Annotated in this window: 14 protein-coding genes; 3 read left to right on the top strand and 11 right to left on the bottom strand. The window is 73.6% G+C overall.

The genetic code is table 11. The features are described from left to right. Positions 1–45: 45 nt before the first annotated feature. Positions 46–873 (bottom strand): metallophosphoesterase family protein, encoded by an 828-nt coding sequence (locus ACZ4M3_RS00105; protein ID WP_467730072.1) that lies wholly within the window; start codon positions 871–873, stop codon positions 46–48. Between the two features lie 322 nt (positions 874–1,195). Between ACZ4M3_RS00105 and ACZ4M3_RS00100 the strand changes: the two genes are divergently transcribed. Next, positions 1,196–1,924 (top strand): 4'-phosphopantetheinyl transferase family protein, encoded by a 729-nt coding sequence (locus ACZ4M3_RS00100; RefSeq protein ID WP_467728691.1) that lies wholly within the window; start codon positions 1,196–1,198, stop codon positions 1,922–1,924. Between the two features lie 31 nt (positions 1,925–1,955). On the opposite strand, the gene ACZ4M3_RS00095 is transcribed toward ACZ4M3_RS00100, so the two are convergent. Then, positions 1,956–2,078, bottom strand: a complete 123-nt coding sequence (locus ACZ4M3_RS00095; RefSeq protein ID WP_467728690.1) for a hypothetical protein — start codon at positions 2,076–2,078, stop codon at positions 1,956–1,958. A 240-nt stretch (positions 2,079–2,318) separates the two neighbouring features. Here ACZ4M3_RS00095 and ACZ4M3_RS00090 point away from each other — a divergent pair, with 240 nt between their 5' ends. Beyond that, positions 2,319–3,356, top strand: a complete 1,038-nt coding sequence (locus ACZ4M3_RS00090; RefSeq protein WP_467728688.1) for a LuxR C-terminal-related transcriptional regulator — start codon at positions 2,319–2,321, stop codon at positions 3,354–3,356. 41 nt (positions 3,357–3,397) lie between these two features. On the opposite strand, the gene ACZ4M3_RS00085 is transcribed toward ACZ4M3_RS00090, so the two are convergent. From ACZ4M3_RS00085 to ACZ4M3_RS00050, 8 genes are read right to left on the bottom strand one after another with little or no spacing between them, the layout of a single operon-like run. Continuing rightward, entirely contained in the window at positions 3,398–4,252 is an 855-nt protein-coding gene (locus ACZ4M3_RS00085) for a 4'-phosphopantetheinyl transferase family protein (RefSeq protein ID WP_467728686.1), read from the bottom strand. Further along, positions 4,249–4,488 (bottom strand): phosphopantetheine-binding protein, encoded by a 240-nt coding sequence (locus ACZ4M3_RS00080; protein WP_467728684.1) that lies wholly within the window; start codon positions 4,486–4,488, stop codon positions 4,249–4,251. The genes ACZ4M3_RS00085 and ACZ4M3_RS00080 overlap by 4 nt, the downstream gene beginning before the upstream one ends. Continuing rightward, positions 4,475–6,379, bottom strand: a complete 1,905-nt coding sequence (locus tag ACZ4M3_RS00075) for an HAD-IIIC family phosphatase (RefSeq protein WP_467728682.1) — start codon at positions 6,377–6,379, stop codon at positions 4,475–4,477. Before ACZ4M3_RS00075 ends, ACZ4M3_RS00080 begins: the two co-directional genes overlap by 14 nt. A 7-nt stretch (positions 6,380–6,386) precedes the next feature. Then, the gene (locus ACZ4M3_RS00070; protein WP_467728681.1) at positions 6,387–7,421 is read right to left on the bottom strand and encodes a 3-oxoacyl-ACP synthase III family protein; all 1,035 of its coding nucleotides are present in this window, start codon (positions 7,419–7,421) and stop codon (positions 6,387–6,389) included. Then, a complete protein-coding gene (locus ACZ4M3_RS00065) occupies positions 7,418–10,342 on the bottom strand; it encodes a type I polyketide synthase (protein WP_467728680.1) in 2,925 nt (974 codons plus the stop codon). Before ACZ4M3_RS00065 ends, ACZ4M3_RS00070 begins: the two co-directional genes overlap by 4 nt. After that, a complete protein-coding gene (locus ACZ4M3_RS00060) occupies positions 10,342–10,698 on the bottom strand; it encodes an acyl carrier protein (protein ID WP_467728679.1) in 357 nt (118 codons plus the stop codon). Before ACZ4M3_RS00060 ends, ACZ4M3_RS00065 begins: the two co-directional genes overlap by 1 nt. A gap of 45 nt (positions 10,699–10,743) precedes the next feature. Then, a complete protein-coding gene (locus tag ACZ4M3_RS00055) occupies positions 10,744–12,507 on the bottom strand; it encodes an acyl-CoA dehydrogenase (RefSeq protein WP_467728677.1) in 1,764 nt (587 codons plus the stop codon). After that, a complete protein-coding gene (locus ACZ4M3_RS00050; RefSeq protein ID WP_467728675.1) occupies positions 12,504–14,315 on the bottom strand; it encodes a fatty acyl-AMP ligase in 1,812 nt (603 codons plus the stop codon). The genes ACZ4M3_RS00055 and ACZ4M3_RS00050 overlap by 4 nt, the downstream gene beginning before the upstream one ends. Positions 14,316–14,471: 156 nt before the next feature. Here ACZ4M3_RS00050 and ACZ4M3_RS00045 point away from each other — a divergent pair, with 156 nt between their 5' ends. Beyond that, a complete protein-coding gene (locus ACZ4M3_RS00045) occupies positions 14,472–15,455 on the top strand; it encodes an ACP S-malonyltransferase (protein ID WP_467728673.1) in 984 nt (327 codons plus the stop codon). 89 nt (positions 15,456–15,544) lie between these two features. Here ACZ4M3_RS00045 and ACZ4M3_RS00040 read toward each other — a convergent pair whose 3' ends face one another. Further along, a complete protein-coding gene (locus ACZ4M3_RS00040) occupies positions 15,545–17,143 on the bottom strand; it encodes an outer membrane protein assembly factor BamB family protein (RefSeq protein WP_467728671.1) in 1,599 nt (532 codons plus the stop codon). Positions 17,144–17,150 lie beyond the last annotated feature (7 nt).

Below are 17,150 nucleotides of genomic sequence, written 5' to 3'. Positions count from 1 at the left end.
TAGGGCTGCATTCGGCCGCTCACGGTGTCCGGAAGCTGCCAGGCATCAATCCCCGCGGCCGGCGGCGGGGAAGATGCGGCGGGGGACGTTGCGCGGGTGGCCGGGGGAACGCCACTCGCGCGGATATCCGACGGACACCTCTTCGAAGCGCACTCCGTCGTACCACGTGGTGCGCGGGATGTGCAGGTGGCCGTAGACCACGGCGGCAGCCCGGAAGCGCACGTGCCAGTCGGCGGTCAGCTCGGTGCCGCACCACTGGGCGAATTCGGGATGGCGCAGGATCCGGGTGGGGTTGCGGACGAGGGGGAAGTGGTTGACGAGCACCGTGCGCAACTCGGGGTCGCAGGCGGCGAGCCGCTGTTCGGTGTGCACGACCCGGGCCCGGCACCAGGCCTCGCGGGAGGGGTGGGGGTCCGGGTGCAGCAGGAACTCGTCGCTGCACACCACCCCTGCCGCGTACGCCTCTTCGAGGGCCTGCTCCCGGGTGGCCGCCGAGGGGGTGCGGAAGGAGTAGTCGTACAGCAGGAAGAGCGGGGCAACGACGAGGGGGCCGCCGGGTCCGGACCACACGGGGTAGGGGTCCTCGGGGGTGTGCACGCCGAACGAGCGGCAGATGTCGACGAGCAGCCGGTAGCGGGCCTCGCCGCGCGGGCCGTCGGGGTCGTCGCGCAGGGTCCACAGATCGTGATTCCCGGGGGCCCAGATCACCGTGGCGTATCGCCTGGTGAGCCGTTCGAGCACCCACCGCAGGTCTTCGGGCGACTCTCCGACGTCGCCGGCGATGACGATCCAATCGGCGGGGCTCTGCGGATACAGCTCCTCGACGATCCTGCGGTTCTCCGGGAATGCGACATGGAGGTCGCTGATGCCCATGAGGTTTCCGTGCGGCATTCCGTGAGTTTGGCCGGCGTTCCGCCCGCCGGACACCCCTGCCGGGCCCCTGAATTGCCGCCGGGGCAGCCGCGCCGCGCTATGACAGGGGGATGGCAATGCCCGTACCGGCCGTGCCAGCGTCGGGGCAGTCGGCGCCGGCCCGGGTGCGCGGATGGCAGCGGACTGGCGCCCGGGCGGCTTCGCGGCGCCCGGTCGGTACGGGTGGCGCCCGGTTTCCTGGCCCTGGCGGCGGGACGGCGCGAGCGTGGGGTGGTCAGGCCGCACCCGGCCCGGCACCGACCCCGCGACCAGAGGAAATGCCGTGCTTACGAAGCTCCTGCCGGCGAACGTCGCCACCGCCGAGGCCACCGCCGATCCGGACGGGGTCTTCCTCTACCCGGAGGAGGAGAGCCTCATCCGCAACGCCGTACCGAAGCGCAAGCTGGAGTTCGGCACGGTCCGCTGGTGCGCCCGACGGGCGATGGACTCGCTCGGACTGCCGCCGGCTCCGGTGGTGCCGGGCCGGCGCGGCGCCCCGCAGTGGGCGCCCTCGGTCGTCGGGTCCATGACGCACTGCGCGGGGTTCCGCGGGGTAGCCCTCGCCCGCTCGTCGCAGTTCGCGGCGGTGGGCATCGACGCGGAGACGAACACGGCCCTGCCGGCCGGGGTGCTGGAGTCGATCGCGCTGCCCCGGGAACTGCGCTGGACCCGGGAGCTGGCGCGGTCCATGCCGGAGGTCTCGTGGGACCGGCTGCTGTTCAGCATCAAGGAGGCCGTCTACAAGACGTGGTTCCCGCTGACCGGGCAGGAACTCGACTTCACCGACGCGCTGGTCAGCATCGACGCCGCCGAGGAGACCTTCCGGGCGCGGCTGCTGCCGGACCCCTCGACCCTTTCGACGGCCGGGCCGCACGCGTTCAGCGGCCGCTGGTCGGCGGTGGACGGGGTGCTGCTCAGCGCGATCGCGGTGCCGGCCACCCGGCCCGTCCCCGCGGGCGCCCCGGAACGACGAAGCGCCCCCCGCCTCTGCCCTGCGGGGAGCGCTTGCTGACCGGGTCGCCGGCGGCGTGGCGGGGTCACCCCTACCCCCAGCGGTCGTCCTCGGGTACCTGCGGGGCGCCGAGGAGGCTGCCGTTCCCCCCGATGGTGACCGACAGGCTTAACGCGTTCGCCACGACGGCCCCGGACATGAACTGCGCCCCCATGACGGTCAGGACTATACCGGTGAGTACGGTCAAGCAGATCGCAGAGAATTTGCCGGAAATTACCCTCACGCCTTCCCCCAGTTGAAGATCAGGTTCCGACACCCGCACCTGTCCGAATTTTCCGGCTTTGGTGACCCCGGGTGATGCGAATAGAGTGCTCGACATCGATCATTCGCGCCAAGAGGCCCACGCTGGCGTAAAGTTACGTGGCAGCAATTACATCGATCAGTGGGGGCTGAGATGTTCACAGGGGAGGCACCGGAATCAGGCTTCGCAGAGCTGGACGACGTCAGCGCCACCGCGTACGGGCTGGCCGTCGAGTCCGGGCGCTTCGTCCGCGAGCAGGTCGCCGAGCAGCTGTCCCTGACGCCCGAGGAGATCGCCCGCGTGGAGCAGGTGCTCCGCGGCGTACGCCTGTTGCAGTCGATGCCCGGCAACCCCGCCGAACTGACCCCCGTGACCCCCGATGTGGCGGCCGCCTCTCTGGTGGCGCCGGCCGAACGGCAGATCCGCGACCTCCAGCAGGCGGTCACCGACGTACGCGCCAAACTGCTGTCCCTGACCCCCCTGTACTTCGAGGGGCGCAGACTGCGCAACCGGCTCGAAGCCTTCGACATCATCACGGACGTCTCGCGGATCCAGGCGATGCTCGACCACCTCAGCCAGAACTGCAAGAGCGAACTGCTCACCGTCCAGCCCGGCGGCGCGCGGCCGGCCGACCTCCTCGACCAGGCCCGGGAGTCGGCGCTGTCCACCCTGGCCCGCGGTGTCCGCATCCGGACGATCTACCAGCACACGGCGCGCAACGACCTGCCCACCCGCTCGTACGTCCGCGACGTCACCCGGCACGGCGCCGAGATCCGTACCGCCGACGAAGTGATCGACCGGCTGATCATCTACGACCGTGAGGTCGCCTTCCTGCCTGAACGTTCCTCCGCGGGCTGCGCCCCCGGCGCGGCGATCGTCCGCGAGCCGACGCTCGTGGCGTTCCTGTGCTCCGTCTTCGAGTACCTGTGGGACGGCGCGTCGGCCTACGTGGTGGAGTCGCAGCGGTCCACCGCCTCCTCCGACGAGCTGAGGTGGTCGATCATCCGGCTGATGGCCAAGGGCTACAAGGACGAGATGGTCGCCCGCCGGCTCGGCATGTCGGTGCGCACCTGCCGCCGCCACATCGCCGACATCACCGAGGAACTGGAGGCGACGAGCCGCTTCCAGGCCGGCTACAACGCGGCGCGCCAGGAGCTGCTCTCCGGCGAGTCGGCGCCCTCCCCCGGCTGACCCGGCGCGCGCCGGGGCGCGCAGCGCCCCGGCCGCGGCGCTCACCAGCCCGTGTCCTCGTCGAGCGCCTCCGTGATGGCGTCCACGCAGTCCTGGTCGAGCATCGTCGTGACGTGGGCGTCCTGGAGCCGGCCGAAGCCCGCGTCGTACACGGCGGCGCTGACGACGTACCCGCCGTCGAGCGGGAACGTACGGAAGATCCACTCGTCCCCGGTGCCCGCCGTGCCGTCCGGCCGCTGGACGCGCACCGGCCTGCCGTCCGGCCCGAAGCCGAACTCCGTGAACCGGAACTGCATGCCCTGCCCGATCGCCTTGCTGTACGCCTCCTTCAGCGTCCACAGCCGCACCAGCGCGCCGTTGCGCTCGGCCTCCGGCATGCCCGACAGGAGCACCGACTCGTAGGGCGTGCAGATGTGGCGGCCGAGGCCGCCGCCGTACATCTCCCGGTCGGCCCGCTCCGCGTCGACGCCGATCAGGCCGCAGGTGGTCAGGCCGACGAGCAGCAGGTCCTCGGTGTGGCTGAGGCTGATGTCGATCTGGTCGCAGCCCCGCAGGTACGGGCGGCCGGTCGGCCCGTAGGCCAGTTCCAGGTCGGCGGGATCGCTGGCGAGCACCGCGCCGGCGGCGTGCTTGAGGAGCATCCGGGAGGCGATGTAGCGGTTGCGCACGTCGGCGTGCGTCAGGTCGAGGAAGCGCGTCCAGTCCCGGCCGAGCAGCTCGCGCAGCCCGTCGCCGGACGGCAGGCCCGGCTCCAGGTCGTCGAGCCACGCGTAGACCAGGGCCGTTCCGTGGGTGGCGAGGTCCTCCCGGACCCGGTCCCATGAGGCGCCCCCGGGAGCGACCGCGACGGGCTCGCCGAGCGGGGGGCCGAGCGTGGGACTGCCCGGGGCGGTCATCGGCGGTACTCCTTCACGAGGGTGTGGATGTCGCGCAGGCTCTGCGCCTCCAGCAGGCGGTGCACCGGGACGCGGTGGCCGGACTCCTCCAGGAGCGCCACGAGCCGGAGCAGGTTCAGCGAATCCCAGCCGGGCAGGTCCACCAGTGCGGTGTCCGCGCCCGCCGGGCCGGGGAGGTCCAGGCCGAGATCGTCGCGGACCGTCCGGAGGAACACGTCGACGTTATCGAGCCTCATCCGCCGGCCTTCTCCCCGGGGTCGCGGTGACGCGCACGTGCCCCGGGACGTCCGGCACCCGCGTCAGATCATGGTGGAACTCCACCGGCACGTCCTCGTGTTCCGGTGGAGCGGGCCGCTCCGTGAACCCGCAGGAGGGATAGAAGTCGCGGACGCGGTGGTTGCGCGCGGTGGGTACGTAGCGGGCGGTCACGGCGGACAGCCCGAGGTCGCGGGCCTGGGCCAGCAGTACGGCGAGTACCGCCCGTTCGATGTCGCGGCCGAGCACCCGGCAGCTGAGCCACATGCCGTCCAGGTACAGCGCGCCGTCCGCGAAGGTCCCCAGCACCGCGGCGACCAGGCCGTTGGCGCCGAACCGGTCGGCGGTGCGGGCCGCGAGCAGCAGCCGGTCCGGATCGGCCGCCAGGGCGGCCAGCTCGGCCTCCGAGTGGCCGCCGCCGGTGAGGTTGAACTGGTTGGTGCGCAGGCTCAGCTGGGACAGGCGCGCGAACTCGTGGCGGCGGGGCGGCCCCAGGTCGAGGGTGACCTCCAAGGCCCGCAGGAACTCCTCGTGCGAGCCCCCGGCGTGACGCAGGGCCCGGCGTTCGCGTTGGCGCCGGTACTCGCCGGTCCTGGCCCGGTCCTCGTCGGTGAGCCGCGGGGTGTCGAACCAGCCGTCGGCGAGCAGCCGGGTCACGTGCAGCGCCGGTTCGTCATCGAGCGCGACGACGGCCACCTCGGGCGCGCCGTGACGCACCCGGGCCCGCTCGGCCGGTGAGTCGTCGGCGAAGACCAGGGCGTCGGGGCCCAGGTCCAGCTGCCGTGCGATGTCGTGCAGGTTGCCGTCCTTGGGCCGCCAGTTGGCGTGCACCAGGGTGAAGTCCCCCTCGCGCAGCGTCAGGTCGGGGTGGTCGCGCAGCGTCTGCCGGACCAGGTCCTCGTCGTTCTTGCTGCTGACCGCGAGGAGCACGCCTTGGGCGGCGAGCTGGCGCACGCACCGCTGGAAGGCCCCGAAGGCCTCGCCGCGCAGGGTGCCGGCCGCGGCGATGCCGTCGGGGCCGTCCTCGCCGAGCACCCCGTCCCACAGGGTGTGGTCGAGGTCGAGCACCAGGCACTTGCGGACGAGTCCGCGCTCGGCGCGCGCCAGGTGGGCGACTTCGCGGGCGTAGGCGGCGAGCAGGCCCGCGCCGAGCCGTACCTTGCCGTAGCGGTCCAGGCGCGGGTCGGTGACGGGGCCGCCCGCGCCGACGAGGGGTTCCAGGTCGATCACCACCAGCCGGGCGGCGGATTCGGTCAGGCGCAGCAGGCGGGCGTTGAACTCCCGCCAGATCGCGCCGAGCCGGGCCCGGGAGCGGTGGTCGACCAGCTGGTGGCTGTAGGAGCGCGGCAGCGGGAGCGTGTTGAGCACGAGGGTGCCGGGGACGGCGTCGGCGAGCGCCGCGCACCGGGACAGCGCCTCCTCCCCGGCCGCCGCCACGTCCTCGGGCCGCCACACTGCGGGGACCTGCGCGAACAGGGTCTCGGCGTCGAGCAGGCACAGGGTGAGGTCGGGGGCCGGGGTGCGCAGCGGGCCGCGGGGGTCGGTGAGGTCGCGCAGGTACGTTCCGTACTCGCCCCGGACCGGACGCAGCAGCAGTCCGTGGCGGGCCAGTTCGCCGGTGAGCGGGTCGATGACGTGGCCGACGGTGGACTGGCCGGTGACGGCCACCGTGACGACGGGGGTGTGCGGGTGGTGGGCCAGTACGGCGTCGGGGTCGAGCCGGGCGAGCAGCCGGCCGGCCTGCTCCAGTGCAGGACCGTCGGACTCGCCGCTGTCGGCGGCCTCCGCGAGCAGGGCCGGCACCTGGTCGTAGGCCTTCTCCAGGAGTCCCCGCTCGCGCAGTTCGCGCAGCCGGGCCAGTGCGTTCGTCATGGGTGCCTCACACCTTCTCCAGGGCGAGCCCGGCGCGGAACCAGCGGCTGGATTCCACGCAGAGGGCCAGCGCGCGCGATCCGGGGTTGAACTGGGGCAGGAGGAGGTCCAGTTGGTGGAACGGCAGGGCGTTGCCCGTGTTGCCGGTCCGGGAGACGCAGGAGATCTCCCGGGCGGAGCCGGCCGGCAGCCGCTCCACGATCCGCGCGGTCATCCGCTCGGACAGCTGGGGCGGCAGCAGGAAGCCGATGTCGTCGAGGCTCCAGCCGACTCCGCCGAGGAGCTCCCAGAGGATCTCGACGGAGATCGCCGGTACGTGTTCCTCGATCGCCTTGTAGTCCTCGGCGATCATCCGCCGGCCGGAACCGCGGTCGGTGGTTCCGTACCAGTCCAGCAGCTGGCCGGGGGGACGCCCCTGGCCGGTCCAGGTGTTGAGCACCGCGCGCAGGGCGACGCGTTCGCCCTCGGGTTCGTCGGTGAGGACCGCGGCGCCCGCCCCGTCCCCGAACAGGACGTAGTTGACGAGTGCTTCCCGCGGCATCCGGGCGGCGGCCTCGGGGGTGGCCGACAGGAACCGGTGGGTGACGTCGCCGCCGATGACCAGGCCGGCCCGGCGTCCGCCGCGCACGAGGGTACGGCCGAGGTCGATGGCCTGGATCGCGCCCGAGCAGCCCGCCTGGATCTGGAAGACCGGCAGGTGCCCCAGGCCCAGCCGGTCGGCGACCTCGCTGGCGGTGGTCGGCAGCAGGGTGTCGGGGGTGGCGGTCGCGAGGATCAGGAACTCGATGTCGGCGGGGCCGAGTCCGCAGCCGTCCATCGCCTGCGCGCCGGCCTCGGCGCACAGGTCGGCGAGGGTGCCGCGGACCTCTCCGGTGACCGGGTCCCAGCCGAAGTGCCGGGTGCGGGTGCCGACGAACAGGTCGATCCACTCCTCGCTGACGCCCAGCAGGGCGGCGAGGGCCGCGTTGTCGACGGGGGCTCCGGGCAGCGCGGTGCCGGTCGCGGCCAGGTAGACGGTGCCGTGCTCCGCCGCCCGGCTCATGCCGACCTCGCCGTGATGACGTCGCCGAGGAAGGCGGCGAGCGAGCCGACCGAGCGCAGCGCGGGCAGCATCTGCTGTACGGAGACCTCGCCGACGCGCGGCAGCCGGGCCTCGACCCGGTTCTTGAGCTGCATGATCATCACGGAGTCGAAGCCGAGGTCCTCGTGGAAGCGGGCCTCGCGCACGACGCGCTCGCTGGGGTGGCCGCCCACCTCGCTGACGGCCGCCACCACGGCCAGCAGCACCGGGTCGTCGTCCCGGGCGGGTCCGGAGGGCGGCGGGCCGGACGGTACGGGCTCCGGCGCGGGGGCGGCGGGCGCCGGTCCGGGGTGCGGGGCCGGCCGGTCCCAGTACCGGTGGTCGGGGGAGAACACGTACGGGGTGAGGGCTTCGACCGCGCGGTGCTCGGGCGCGTACAGCTCCTCCCACCGCGGGTCCAGCCCGCACCGGTGCAGGGCGGCGACGGTCTCGGCGAGGTCGCGGCCGGTCGCGGCCGCGCCGGGGGCCGGGTGCAGGAACTCGGCACCGGCGGCGCGCCCGCCCCGGGCGGCGATCTCCAGCAGTTGGCTGCGCGGCCCGATCTCGATCAGGTGGGTCGGCGCGATGTCCGAGACGAGCGCCTTGAGCGCGGTGTCCATGAGCACGGGCTCCTCGATCTGGTCCGCCCAGTAGTCGGCGTCCATGGGTTCGTGGCGCAGCATCCGGCCGTGCCGGGTCGAGGCCAGCGGCAGCGCGGGCGGCGCGCAGCGCACCGGCAGCGTCCGCAGGTCGGCGGCGGCCGGGGCGAGCAGGGGCGAGTGGAAGGCGTGCGCGACGGGCAGCGGCTTGACCTGGACGCCGCGCAGGCGGAGTTCCTTGCCGATCCTGGCCAGGGCGTCGAGCGGGCCGGAGAGCACGGTGTCGGCGGGGCCGTTCAGCGCGGCGTTCACCACGCCGGGCTCCCGCGCGAGGACGTCCGCCAGTTCGCCGGGGGCCGCGCCGACGGCGGTCATGCCGCCGCCCCGGGGCAGTTCGCTCATCAGGGCGCCCCGCCGGACCACCAGCCGGGCGGCTTCGCCGAGTTCGAGGGCGCCCGCGGTGACGGCCGCCGCGTACTCGCCCAGGCTGTGGCCGAGTACGGCGGCGGGGGTGATGCCGAGCGAGGTGAGGGTGCGGGCGAGGGCGTAGCCGACGGCGAACAGGGCGGGCTGGGCGAACTCCGAGCGGTGGACCCGTTCGTCGCCGCCGAGGATCAGCTCGCGCACCGAGGTGCCGCCCAGGTGGCCTGCGAGCGCCTCGTCCGCTTCCGCGAGGTGGCGGCGGTAGGCGGGGGACTCGCGGTGCAGCGCCGCCGTCATCCCGGGGTACTCGGTGCCCTGCCCGGTGAAGAGGAAGGCCACGACCGGCCGGCCCCAGGGGCGGGCGGCGCCCCCGGCCGCGTCGGGGCGGCCGGCCGCCTCGCGGAGCGCGGCCACGAGCTCGTCGCTGTCGCGCACGGTGGCGGCGAAGCGGTGCGGCAGCCCGGTCTTGATCCGGTTGCTGCTCCAGCACAGGGCCGCCGCGCCCCCGCGCGGGCGCCGGGCCACCGCTTCGGCGTGCGCGGCGAGGTTGCGGCGCAGGGCCTCGGGGGTGTCGGCGCTGACGGTGAAGACCCCGGCGGCGCCCTGGGCGGTACGGGCCGCGGCGGGGCGCGGGGCGCGGGGCGCGGTGGCCAGGACGGCATGGGCGTTCGTACCGCCCATGCCGAAGCTGCTGACTCCGGCGAGGCTCTCCCCGCGCGGCAGCCGCATCGGGGACTTGAGCAGCCGCAGGCCGCGTTCCCCGAGCCGCAGCCGGGGGTTCTCCCGGTCGGCGAAGAGGCTGGCGGGCACGATGCGGTGGTGCAGGGCCAGCGCGGTCTTGATCAGCCCGGCGATGCCCGCGGCGCCCTCGGTGTGGCCGAGGTTGCCCTTGACGGAGCCGACCGCGCAGGGCGTCTCGCGCGGGACGCCGTGCACCGCGCCGAGCGCCGCGCACTCGATGGCGTCGCCGAGTACGGTCCCGGTGCCGTGGGCCTCGACGAACGCGACCCGGTCGGGGCTGGTGCCGGCGCGCCGGTACGCGGAGCCCAGCACCCGCTCCTGGGACCAGCGGTTGGGGGCGACCACCCCGTTGCTCCGGCCGTCCTGGTTGACGGCGCTGCCGCGCAGCACCGCGTAGACGCGCTGGCCGTCCGCGAGCGCGTCGGCGAGCCGGCGCAGCACCACCAGGCCGACGCCGTCGCCGCGGCCGATGCCGTCGGCGTCCGCGCTGAAGGGCTTGCAGCGCCCGTCGGCGGCGGCCAGGCCCAGCTGTTCGTAGACCAGGCCCAGCGAGGGCGACAGGACGACGTTGACCCCGCCGGCCAGGGCGGTGTCGCATTCCCCGGTGAGCAGCGAGGCGGCCGCGAGGTGGACGGCGACGAGCGAGGACGAGCAGGCGGTGTCGACGGCGAGGCTCGGCCCGGTGAAGTTGAAGTGGTACGAGATCCGGTTGGCCGCCATCCCGGCGCTGCTGCCCGCCCCCAGCAGCGGGGTCACGCGCGCGAGGTCGCTCATGGTGAGCCGGCCCCACTCGCCGCCCATCACCCCGACGAACACCCCGGTTTCGGTGCCGGAGAGTTCGCCGGGAGCGCGGCCGGAGTCCTCCAGCGCCCGCCAGGCGCAGGGCAGCAGCAGCCGGTGGTGCGGGTCCATGGCGGCGGCCTCGCGCGGGGCGATCGAGAAGAAGTCGCTGTCGAAGACATCGGCGTCGTCGATGAAGCCGCCGCTGCCGCAGACAGCGGGGAACTCCCGGGCCGCCCAGCGCTGGGCGGGGACCGGGCCGGTGCCGCTCCCGCCGCGCATCAGCAGGTCCCAGTACGCCTGCGCGCCCGCCGCCCCGGGGAACGCGCAGTCGATCCCGACGATGGCGATGTCCCCCATCAGCGCCGGTCCCGCGCGGGCGCCGGAGCGGCGGACAGGGCGTCGGCGGCGGTGGCGGTCGGGCCGGCGGCGACCGGGGCCGCGGCCGGGAGCGCCTGCTCCAGGTACCGGACCAGGGCGGTCACGGTCGGGTGGTCCCACAGCAGGGTGGGTTCCGCCTCCAGGGCGAACTCGTCCTCCAGGTCGCCGCAGAGGCTGAGCGCCGCCACCGAGTCCATGCCGTACTCGGCGAGCGGCACACCGGGGTCGATGCTCTCGGGCGGGCGGCGCAGGTAGAGCGAGAGCCGGTCCAGCAGCCACTCGTGCGGCAGGACGCCGCCGGCCGCGGTGGTGGTCCGGGTGGTGGGAACGGTCATCGTGGTCTCCTTCAGTGCGTACGGCCCGTGCGGCGTGCGCCGGGGTCAGCCGGGGATCGGGGTGGAGTAGAGGTCGTAGCTGATCTGGGTGCTGAACCTGAGCTGCACCTCGTGCCGGATCCGCGTCTCGCACTCCGGCGGCAGGTCCGCGACCCGGGTCCCCAGCCGCCGGGCGATGCGGTGCAGCGCGGCCGCGGCCCAGGACGGGTCGGCGAGGAACGGGTCCGGGCCGTAGCGGCCCTGGTCCCACAGCCCGAGCACGGCGGCCGCCGCCAGCAGCAGCGCGTACCGGTCCATCAGGGCGAACCGGGCGGGCTGCGCCGAGGACGCGGAGCCGGCCGCCTCCAGCCGCAGCACCCGTTCCCGTACGTCGCGCAGTTCCTCGACGAGCTGCCCGGCGAGGGTGCGCAGTGCGCGTTCGACGGGGCCGCTGCCCTCGATCCCGGCGGCCGCCACCAGCATCGAGGCGGTGAGGGAGTCCCGGCCGCAGGCCAGGCTCAGCCGGTCGGTGCGCAGCGGCGGCAGGTCGCCGCGGAGCCGGAACAGCCCGGCCGGCGCCTCGTCCTCGACGAACCACGAGCTGCGGGCCAGCCGCGGCATCTGCGGGATGACGGTGGCCTGGCAGGCGACGGTGCCGGCGTGGCCGAGGCTGAGCACCGGCACGTCCCGTACGTGTTTCTGGAAGATGCCGAGGGTGCCCTCGCGGGTGTAGAACCCGGAGCCGAGCACGATCGACAGGTCGTACATGGTCTCGGTGAGCACGCGGGGCAGCAGGTACTTGAGCGCCGCCGAGTAGACGCTGGTCTCGGCGGGCAGCAGGTGCAGGGCGCGGGTGGCGACGACGGCGAGGCTGTCGTACAGCAGCAGGTTGACGAAGGCGTTGGTCAGGGCCGCGCCGGTCCTGCCGTCGAGCCCGCGGCCCTGCCAGCCGCCGGAGTTCTCCCGGTCGAAGCGGACGGCGGTGCGCAGGCTCGTGTCGAGGGCCGCGACGGCGGTCGCGGAGATCACCGTACGGCTGATCTGGAAGGACCGCAGGGCCGTCTCGATGCCGCTGCCCTCCGGGCCCAGCAGGGCCGACTCGGGCACCGGGCAGTCGGTGAACTCGACGCCGGCCCAGCGGCAGCCGCGCAGCCCCACGTTGGTGCGGCGGGCGGCGACGGCCGTACGGGGGTCGGTCAGCTGCTCGGGGTCCAGCAGCAGCACGGAGTGGCTGCGGCTGCCGGGCGCCGGGTCGGTACGGCAGAACAGCACCAGCGCGCCGGCCCGCTCCAGGTTGTTGACCATCGGCTTGCCCCCGCTGATCAGGTATCCGCGGGGGCCGCGGCGGGCGGTGACCTGGCTGCGGACGTAGTCGTTGCTGTGCGCGGTCTCGTGCTGGGCGATGGCCGCCTTGCCGCCACCGCGCAGCAGCGCGGCGAGCCGGTGGCGCTGGCGGGAGCTCCCGGCGGCCCACACGTCGGAGGCGGCCATGAAGGTGGTCATGCCGTGGCCCATGGCCAGGCCCACGTCCCGGCGGAGCACCGGGCGCATGATCCGGACCAGGGCGTCCATGCCGTCGAGGCGTCCGCCGAGGGAGCGCGGCACGTATTCGTCGGCGATCCCGAAACCGTCCAGCAGCGCCTCGCCGGCGGCGAAGGGCACGGCGGCCCGGTCCGCTTCCAGCAGCGCCGTGTAGCCGACGGGGTTGGCCGGGTCCGAGGGGTCGCCGAACAGCGTCTCCAGCCGGGCGACGCGCTCGCGCACCGCCTGCTCCCGCTGCTGGGCCGCGCGGCCCTGCGCCACCGCCGGGCCGCCCAGCAGCGACGTCACCAACGCCGGCCTCCGTCGGCTCCTTCCGGCCGCAGCAGGTCCTCGCCGAACAGCACGTCGTCGGCGCGGGCGAGCGCCCGTACGTCCGGGGTGAGGACCTCGTACTCGCCGCGCACCAGGCCGTCGAGGAAGAGCTTGCGCATCAGGGTGCGCTGTACCTTGCCGCTGCTGGTGCGGCGTACGGCGCCGGGGCGGACCAGCAGCACGTTGCCGGCCGGGACCTCGAACTCCTTGCCGATCAGCGCCTGGATCTTCTGCGCGACGGTGCGCAGTTCGGCGGAGCCGGCGCCCCGCACCTCCTGGATGAGGACGAGGTGTTCGCGGCCGGCGTCGACGGAGAAGGCGGCGCCCACGCCGAAGGTCAGGGCGGGGCTCACGGTCCGGGCCGCCCATTCCACGTCCTGCGGGTAGACGTTGCGGCCGTTGATGATGATGACTTCCTTGAGGCGTCCGGTGACGTACAGTTCGCCGTCGTCCAGCATGCCGAGGTCGCCGGTGCGCAGGAAGCCGCTCTCCTCGTCGTTGAGGCTGGCCCGGAAGGTCCGGATGGTCTCGGTGGGCCGCTGCCAGTAGCCGCGGGCCACGCTGTAGCCGCGCAGCCAGATCTCGCCGACGGCGCCGGGCGGCAGCTCGTGGTGGGTCAGGGGGTCCACGATGCGCACCTCGATGTCGACCGGTTTGCCGCAGCCGACCAGCGTCTGCACGCGCTCGTGGTCGTCGGCGCCGGCGACCAGGTCGCGTTCCAGGGCGCTCTTGTCGAAGTCCTTGCGCACGTGGGGGGTGCCGGGGGTGCCGCCGGAGACGACGAGGGTCGCCTCGGCCAGGCCGTAGCAGGGGCGCAGCGCCTCGGGCCGGAACCCGGCGGGGGCGAACCGCTCGGCGAACTCGTCCAGGCTCTCGGGGCGGACGGGTTCGGCGCCGTTGAGGGCCAGGCGCCAGCGGGACAGGTCCAGGGCGGCGATCTGCTCGTCCTTGACGCGGCGCACGCACAGGTCGTAGCAGAAGTTGGGGCCGCCGCCGACGGTGACGCCGTACTCGTCGATGGCCTGGAGCCAGCGCAGCGGGCGCTTGACGAAGGAGAGCGGGGTGACCTGGACGCTGTGGGTGCCCAGCCAGACGGGGTGCAGGAGGTGCGCGACGAGGCCCATGTCGTGGAAGTAGGGCAGCCAGCTGCCGAAGCGGTCCTCGCGGGTGGTGCGGAGCAGCTTCTGCAGGGCGGCCTGGTTGGCGAGCAGGTTGCGGTGGGTGACGGTCACGCCGCGCGGTTCGGAGACGGAGCCGGAGGTGTACTGGAGGAAGGCGTAGTCGTCCTGGCGCACGGTGACGGGCCGCCAGGCGCCCGCGTCGCCGATCCCGGGGACGTCGCTGACCACGCAGGCCGCGTCCGGGCGGGAGTTGCGGGCCAGCCAGAGGGCGACCTCGGGGGCGACGGCCGTCTCGGTGAGGACGACCTTCGCGCCGGTGTCCTGGAGGACCGCGGTGGTGCGGTTGAGCCGCTTGTCGCGGCCGGCCTCGCCGGGCAGCGGCACGGGGACGGCGACGGCGCCCGCGTAGAGGCAGCCGGCGAAGGCCTTGAGGAACTCGACCGTGGAGGAGTAGACGAGCAGCACCGGCTGCTCGCTCACCCCGTACTCCTGGAGGCAGGCGGCGATCCGTCTCGCCTCCCGGTCCAGCTCTCCGTAGGTGAGGTGTTCGGCCACCGTTCCGGCCGCGGTGTCGCGGAGGAAGATGTGCACATCCTCGTCGGCGAGTTCCGCCGCCCGCACGCGGAGCAGTTCGGTGAAGGTGGCGAAGCGTGACTCTGACATCCGCGGCATCCCCTCGCGTCTGCGGGCCCCCGTGGAGTGGCGGACCTCGTCTTCGCGCCGATGGTCCCCGCAGGTCCTTAAGGGGCGCTTGCGCGCGCCGCACTCAGGGGGTGGCAGGGGTGCTGGGGGGCGGGGGCAGCGCAGGACGCTCGGGGCATGAACACCAACACCGACACCGGCGCCGACGCCGGGGCCCCGCAGCCGTCGGCCCTGGTCTTCCCCGGGATGCAGCCGACCGCTTTCTCCGAAGTCGCCAAGTTCATGCTGGTCAACCCGTACGCACGCGAGTTGTACGCGATCGCGGACGAGGTGCTCGGCTACCGGCTGGCCGACCGCTACCAGGAGACGGAGGGCGACTATTCCCTGTACGGGCAGATCTCGTTCGTGGTGAACTGCCTGGCCCTGGCGCGCTGGGCGGCGGACCGGCTGGAGGTCACCCCTGCCTTCGTCACGGGCCCCAGTTTCGGCGCGCGGGCCGCCGCCGTGCACTGCGGGGTCCTCGAATTCCCCGACGCGGTAAGGATGACGGCGCGGCTGGCGACCGTGATGGACGAGTACTTCCGGCGCGAGCACCCCGCCCTGGTGACCCAGTCGATCGCACGGGTGCCGCAGGACCAGGTGGAACTGCTCCGGCGGGAGCTGGACGAGCGAGGCGAGTGGAGCGACGTCTCCTGCGTCGTGGACCACGACTTCACGATGCTGACGGTCCACGAGTCCGTACTGGACTGGCTCCAGCGGCGGATCCGGTCGCTGGGCGGGATGTCGATGTACACGATGAAGCCGCCCATGCACTCGCACCTCTTCGGCGGGCTGCGGGACCGGGTGGCCGCGGAGGTCTTCGACGGGCTGACCTGGTCCGAGCCCCGGCTGCCGGTGGTCGCCGACCAGGACGGCCGGGTGGTGACCACCGGCGCGGGCGTGCGCGGGATGCTGCTGGACGGTTTCGTGCGGACGGTGCGCTGGCCCGACGTGGTGGACACGCTGTCCCGCGCGGGGGTCCGGCGGCTGTACGTGTCCGGGCAGGACGGGCTGTTCACCCGGGTCGCCTGCACCACGCGCGCCTTCGAGGTGGTGCCGATGACGCCGCGCTCCGCGATGCGGCCGGCGCCGCGCCGGGTGCCGGTGCCGGCGGCCGCCTGACGCGGGACGCGGACGCCCGCGGGGGCCGGTGCCTTTCGGCACCGGCCCCCGCGGCGTTCCGGCCCACCGGGGCCGCTCGTTGCCGTCCGCTACTTGCCGTCCACGGTGAAGGCGTAGAAGGTGCCGGTGGTCAGGCTGCCGGTGGTGCCGGCGCCCTGGCTGAACCGGGCGTAGCCGTTGCCCCAGTAGACGGTGCCGTCGACGACGGCGGGGCCCGCGTTGGAGGAGTACGGGGCGTCGAACTCCCACAGGTACTTTCCGGTCGCCGCGTCCAGGGCGTACATCGCACCGCTGGTGGAGCCGCCGAAGACGACGCCGTTCGCGGCGGTCAGGGCGCCCCAGGCGTAGCCGTCGGTCTTGTCCTCGACCTGCCAGAGGATCTTGCCGGTCTGCGGGTCGAGGGCGGCGAAGGAGCTGCGGCTGGTCGAGGCGCCGCCGGCCAGGGTGTACGGGATGCGGAAGAAGTTGGCCTCGGCGACGTAGATCCGCCGGTCGTCGTTGGCCGTGCCCCACTCGATGCCGCCGATGTGGCCGCCGGGGCCGGCCGCCGCGCTCCAGACCACGTCGCCCGTGGTGGCGTCGAGGAGCCAGTACTCGCCGCTCTTCTCGCCCGCGCCGATCACCTTGCGGGAGCGGCCGTCGGCCGCCTTGACGGTGAACAGGTGGGCGCCATCGCCGAAGTCGTAGTCGTTGCCCGGATTGGGCGGGCAGTTGTTGGGCGGGAAGCCGGGGATGCAACCGGTGTTCCAGGCGTCGAAGCGGCCGGAGCCGGTGTGCCACTTGATCCGGCCGGTGGTCATGTCCAGGGCGAGCACCGAGTCGACGTAGTCGTCCGGCGCCAGGCACTGGCCGGGGTTGCCGCCGGCGGTCTGGCAGTCGCTGGCCTCCTTCGGCACCGTGTAGTTGTTTCCGGTGGTGAAGTACACGGTGTTGGTCGACGGGTCCAGGGCGGGGGTGCCCCAGACCGCCACGCCGCTGTAGCCCCCGGTGTGACCGCCGTTGTCGGGCACCGTGTACTGGCGCCACAGCAGGTTGCCGGTGGCGGCGTCGAGGGCGTTCACGCTGCCGCGGAAGGTGCAGCAGGGGTAGGCGGGGTCGAGGGCGCCCTCGGACTCGCGGGAGGAGACGCCCTGGTAGATCACGCCGTCATGGACGACGGGCGACTGGGTCAGCACCGCCTTGTACTGCGCGTCGATCTGCTTGCTCCACACCAGGTTTCCGGTGGCCGCGTCGACCGACATCAGGACGGCCTTGTCCCAGTCGGCGAGGTAGACCCGGCCGCCGACCACGGTGGGGCTGGACCGGGAGACCGAGTTCGGGTCGCCGGTGTAGTCGGACACCTTGCGCGACCAGACGGCACGGCCGGTCTTGGCGTCGACCTTGTGCAGGTAGCCGCCCCAGTCGGGGAAGTAGACCGCGCCGCCGGTCACCGCGGGGGTGGCGGACACGTCGCCGTGGGTGGTGAACGTCCACTTGGCCTTGAGCCGGCCGACGTTCCACTTGTTGACGGTGTCTTCCTGCGGGTTGGACCGGCTGTTGCGGAGGTCGTGGCCGCCGGTGGGCCAGCTCGCCGCGAGGTAGGCCGCGTTGGTGGGCTGCGTGGTGACGAGGGTGGCGGTCAGGGCCGCTATGGCGAGCAGGACGAACCTGCGGACCGCTCCCTGCCGTGACCAGGGTCTTCTGCGCATGGTGACT

Source organism: Streptomyces sp. NPDC026522 (assembly GCF_055567555.1).
The sequence above is the reverse complement of the archived record's forward strand: the minus strand, read 5'-3'. Positions and strand labels throughout refer to the sequence as shown.

Excerpts from the sequence above, each read along its gene's own strand:
- ACZ4M3_RS00105 (WP_467730072.1), bottom strand. The coding sequence starts at position 873 with ATGGGCATCAGCGACCTCCATGTCGCATTCCCGGAGAACCGCAGGATC.
- ACZ4M3_RS00095 (WP_467728690.1), bottom strand. The coding sequence starts at position 2,078 with ATGGGGGCGCAGTTCATGTCCGGGGCCGTCGTGGCGAACGCGTTAAGC.
- ACZ4M3_RS00090 (WP_467728688.1), top strand. The coding sequence starts at position 2,319 with ATGTTCACAGGGGAGGCACCGGAATCAGGCTTCGCAGAGCTGGACGAC.
- ACZ4M3_RS00085 (WP_467728686.1), bottom strand. The coding sequence starts at position 4,252 with ATGACCGCCCCGGGCAGTCCCACGCTCGGCCCCCCGCTCGGCGAGCCC.
- ACZ4M3_RS00080 (WP_467728684.1), bottom strand. The coding sequence starts at position 4,488 with ATGAGGCTCGATAACGTCGACGTGTTCCTCCGGACGGTCCGCGACGAT.
- ACZ4M3_RS00075 (WP_467728682.1), bottom strand. The coding sequence starts at position 6,379 with ATGACGAACGCACTGGCCCGGCTGCGCGAACTGCGCGAGCGGGGACTC.
- ACZ4M3_RS00070 (WP_467728681.1), bottom strand. The coding sequence starts at position 7,421 with ATGAGCCGGGCGGCGGAGCACGGCACCGTCTACCTGGCCGCGACCGGC.
- ACZ4M3_RS00065 (WP_467728680.1), bottom strand. The coding sequence starts at position 10,342 with ATGGGGGACATCGCCATCGTCGGGATCGACTGCGCGTTCCCCGGGGCG.
- ACZ4M3_RS00060 (WP_467728679.1), bottom strand. The coding sequence starts at position 10,698 with ATGACCGTTCCCACCACCCGGACCACCACCGCGGCCGGCGGCGTCCTG.
- ACZ4M3_RS00050 (WP_467728675.1), bottom strand. The coding sequence starts at position 14,315 with ATGTCAGAGTCACGCTTCGCCACCTTCACCGAACTGCTCCGCGTGCGG.
- ACZ4M3_RS00045 (WP_467728673.1), top strand. The coding sequence starts at position 14,472 with ATGAACACCAACACCGACACCGGCGCCGACGCCGGGGCCCCGCAGCCG.
- ACZ4M3_RS00040 (WP_467728671.1), bottom strand. The coding sequence starts at position 17,143 with ATGCGCAGAAGACCCTGGTCACGGCAGGGAGCGGTCCGCAGGTTCGTC.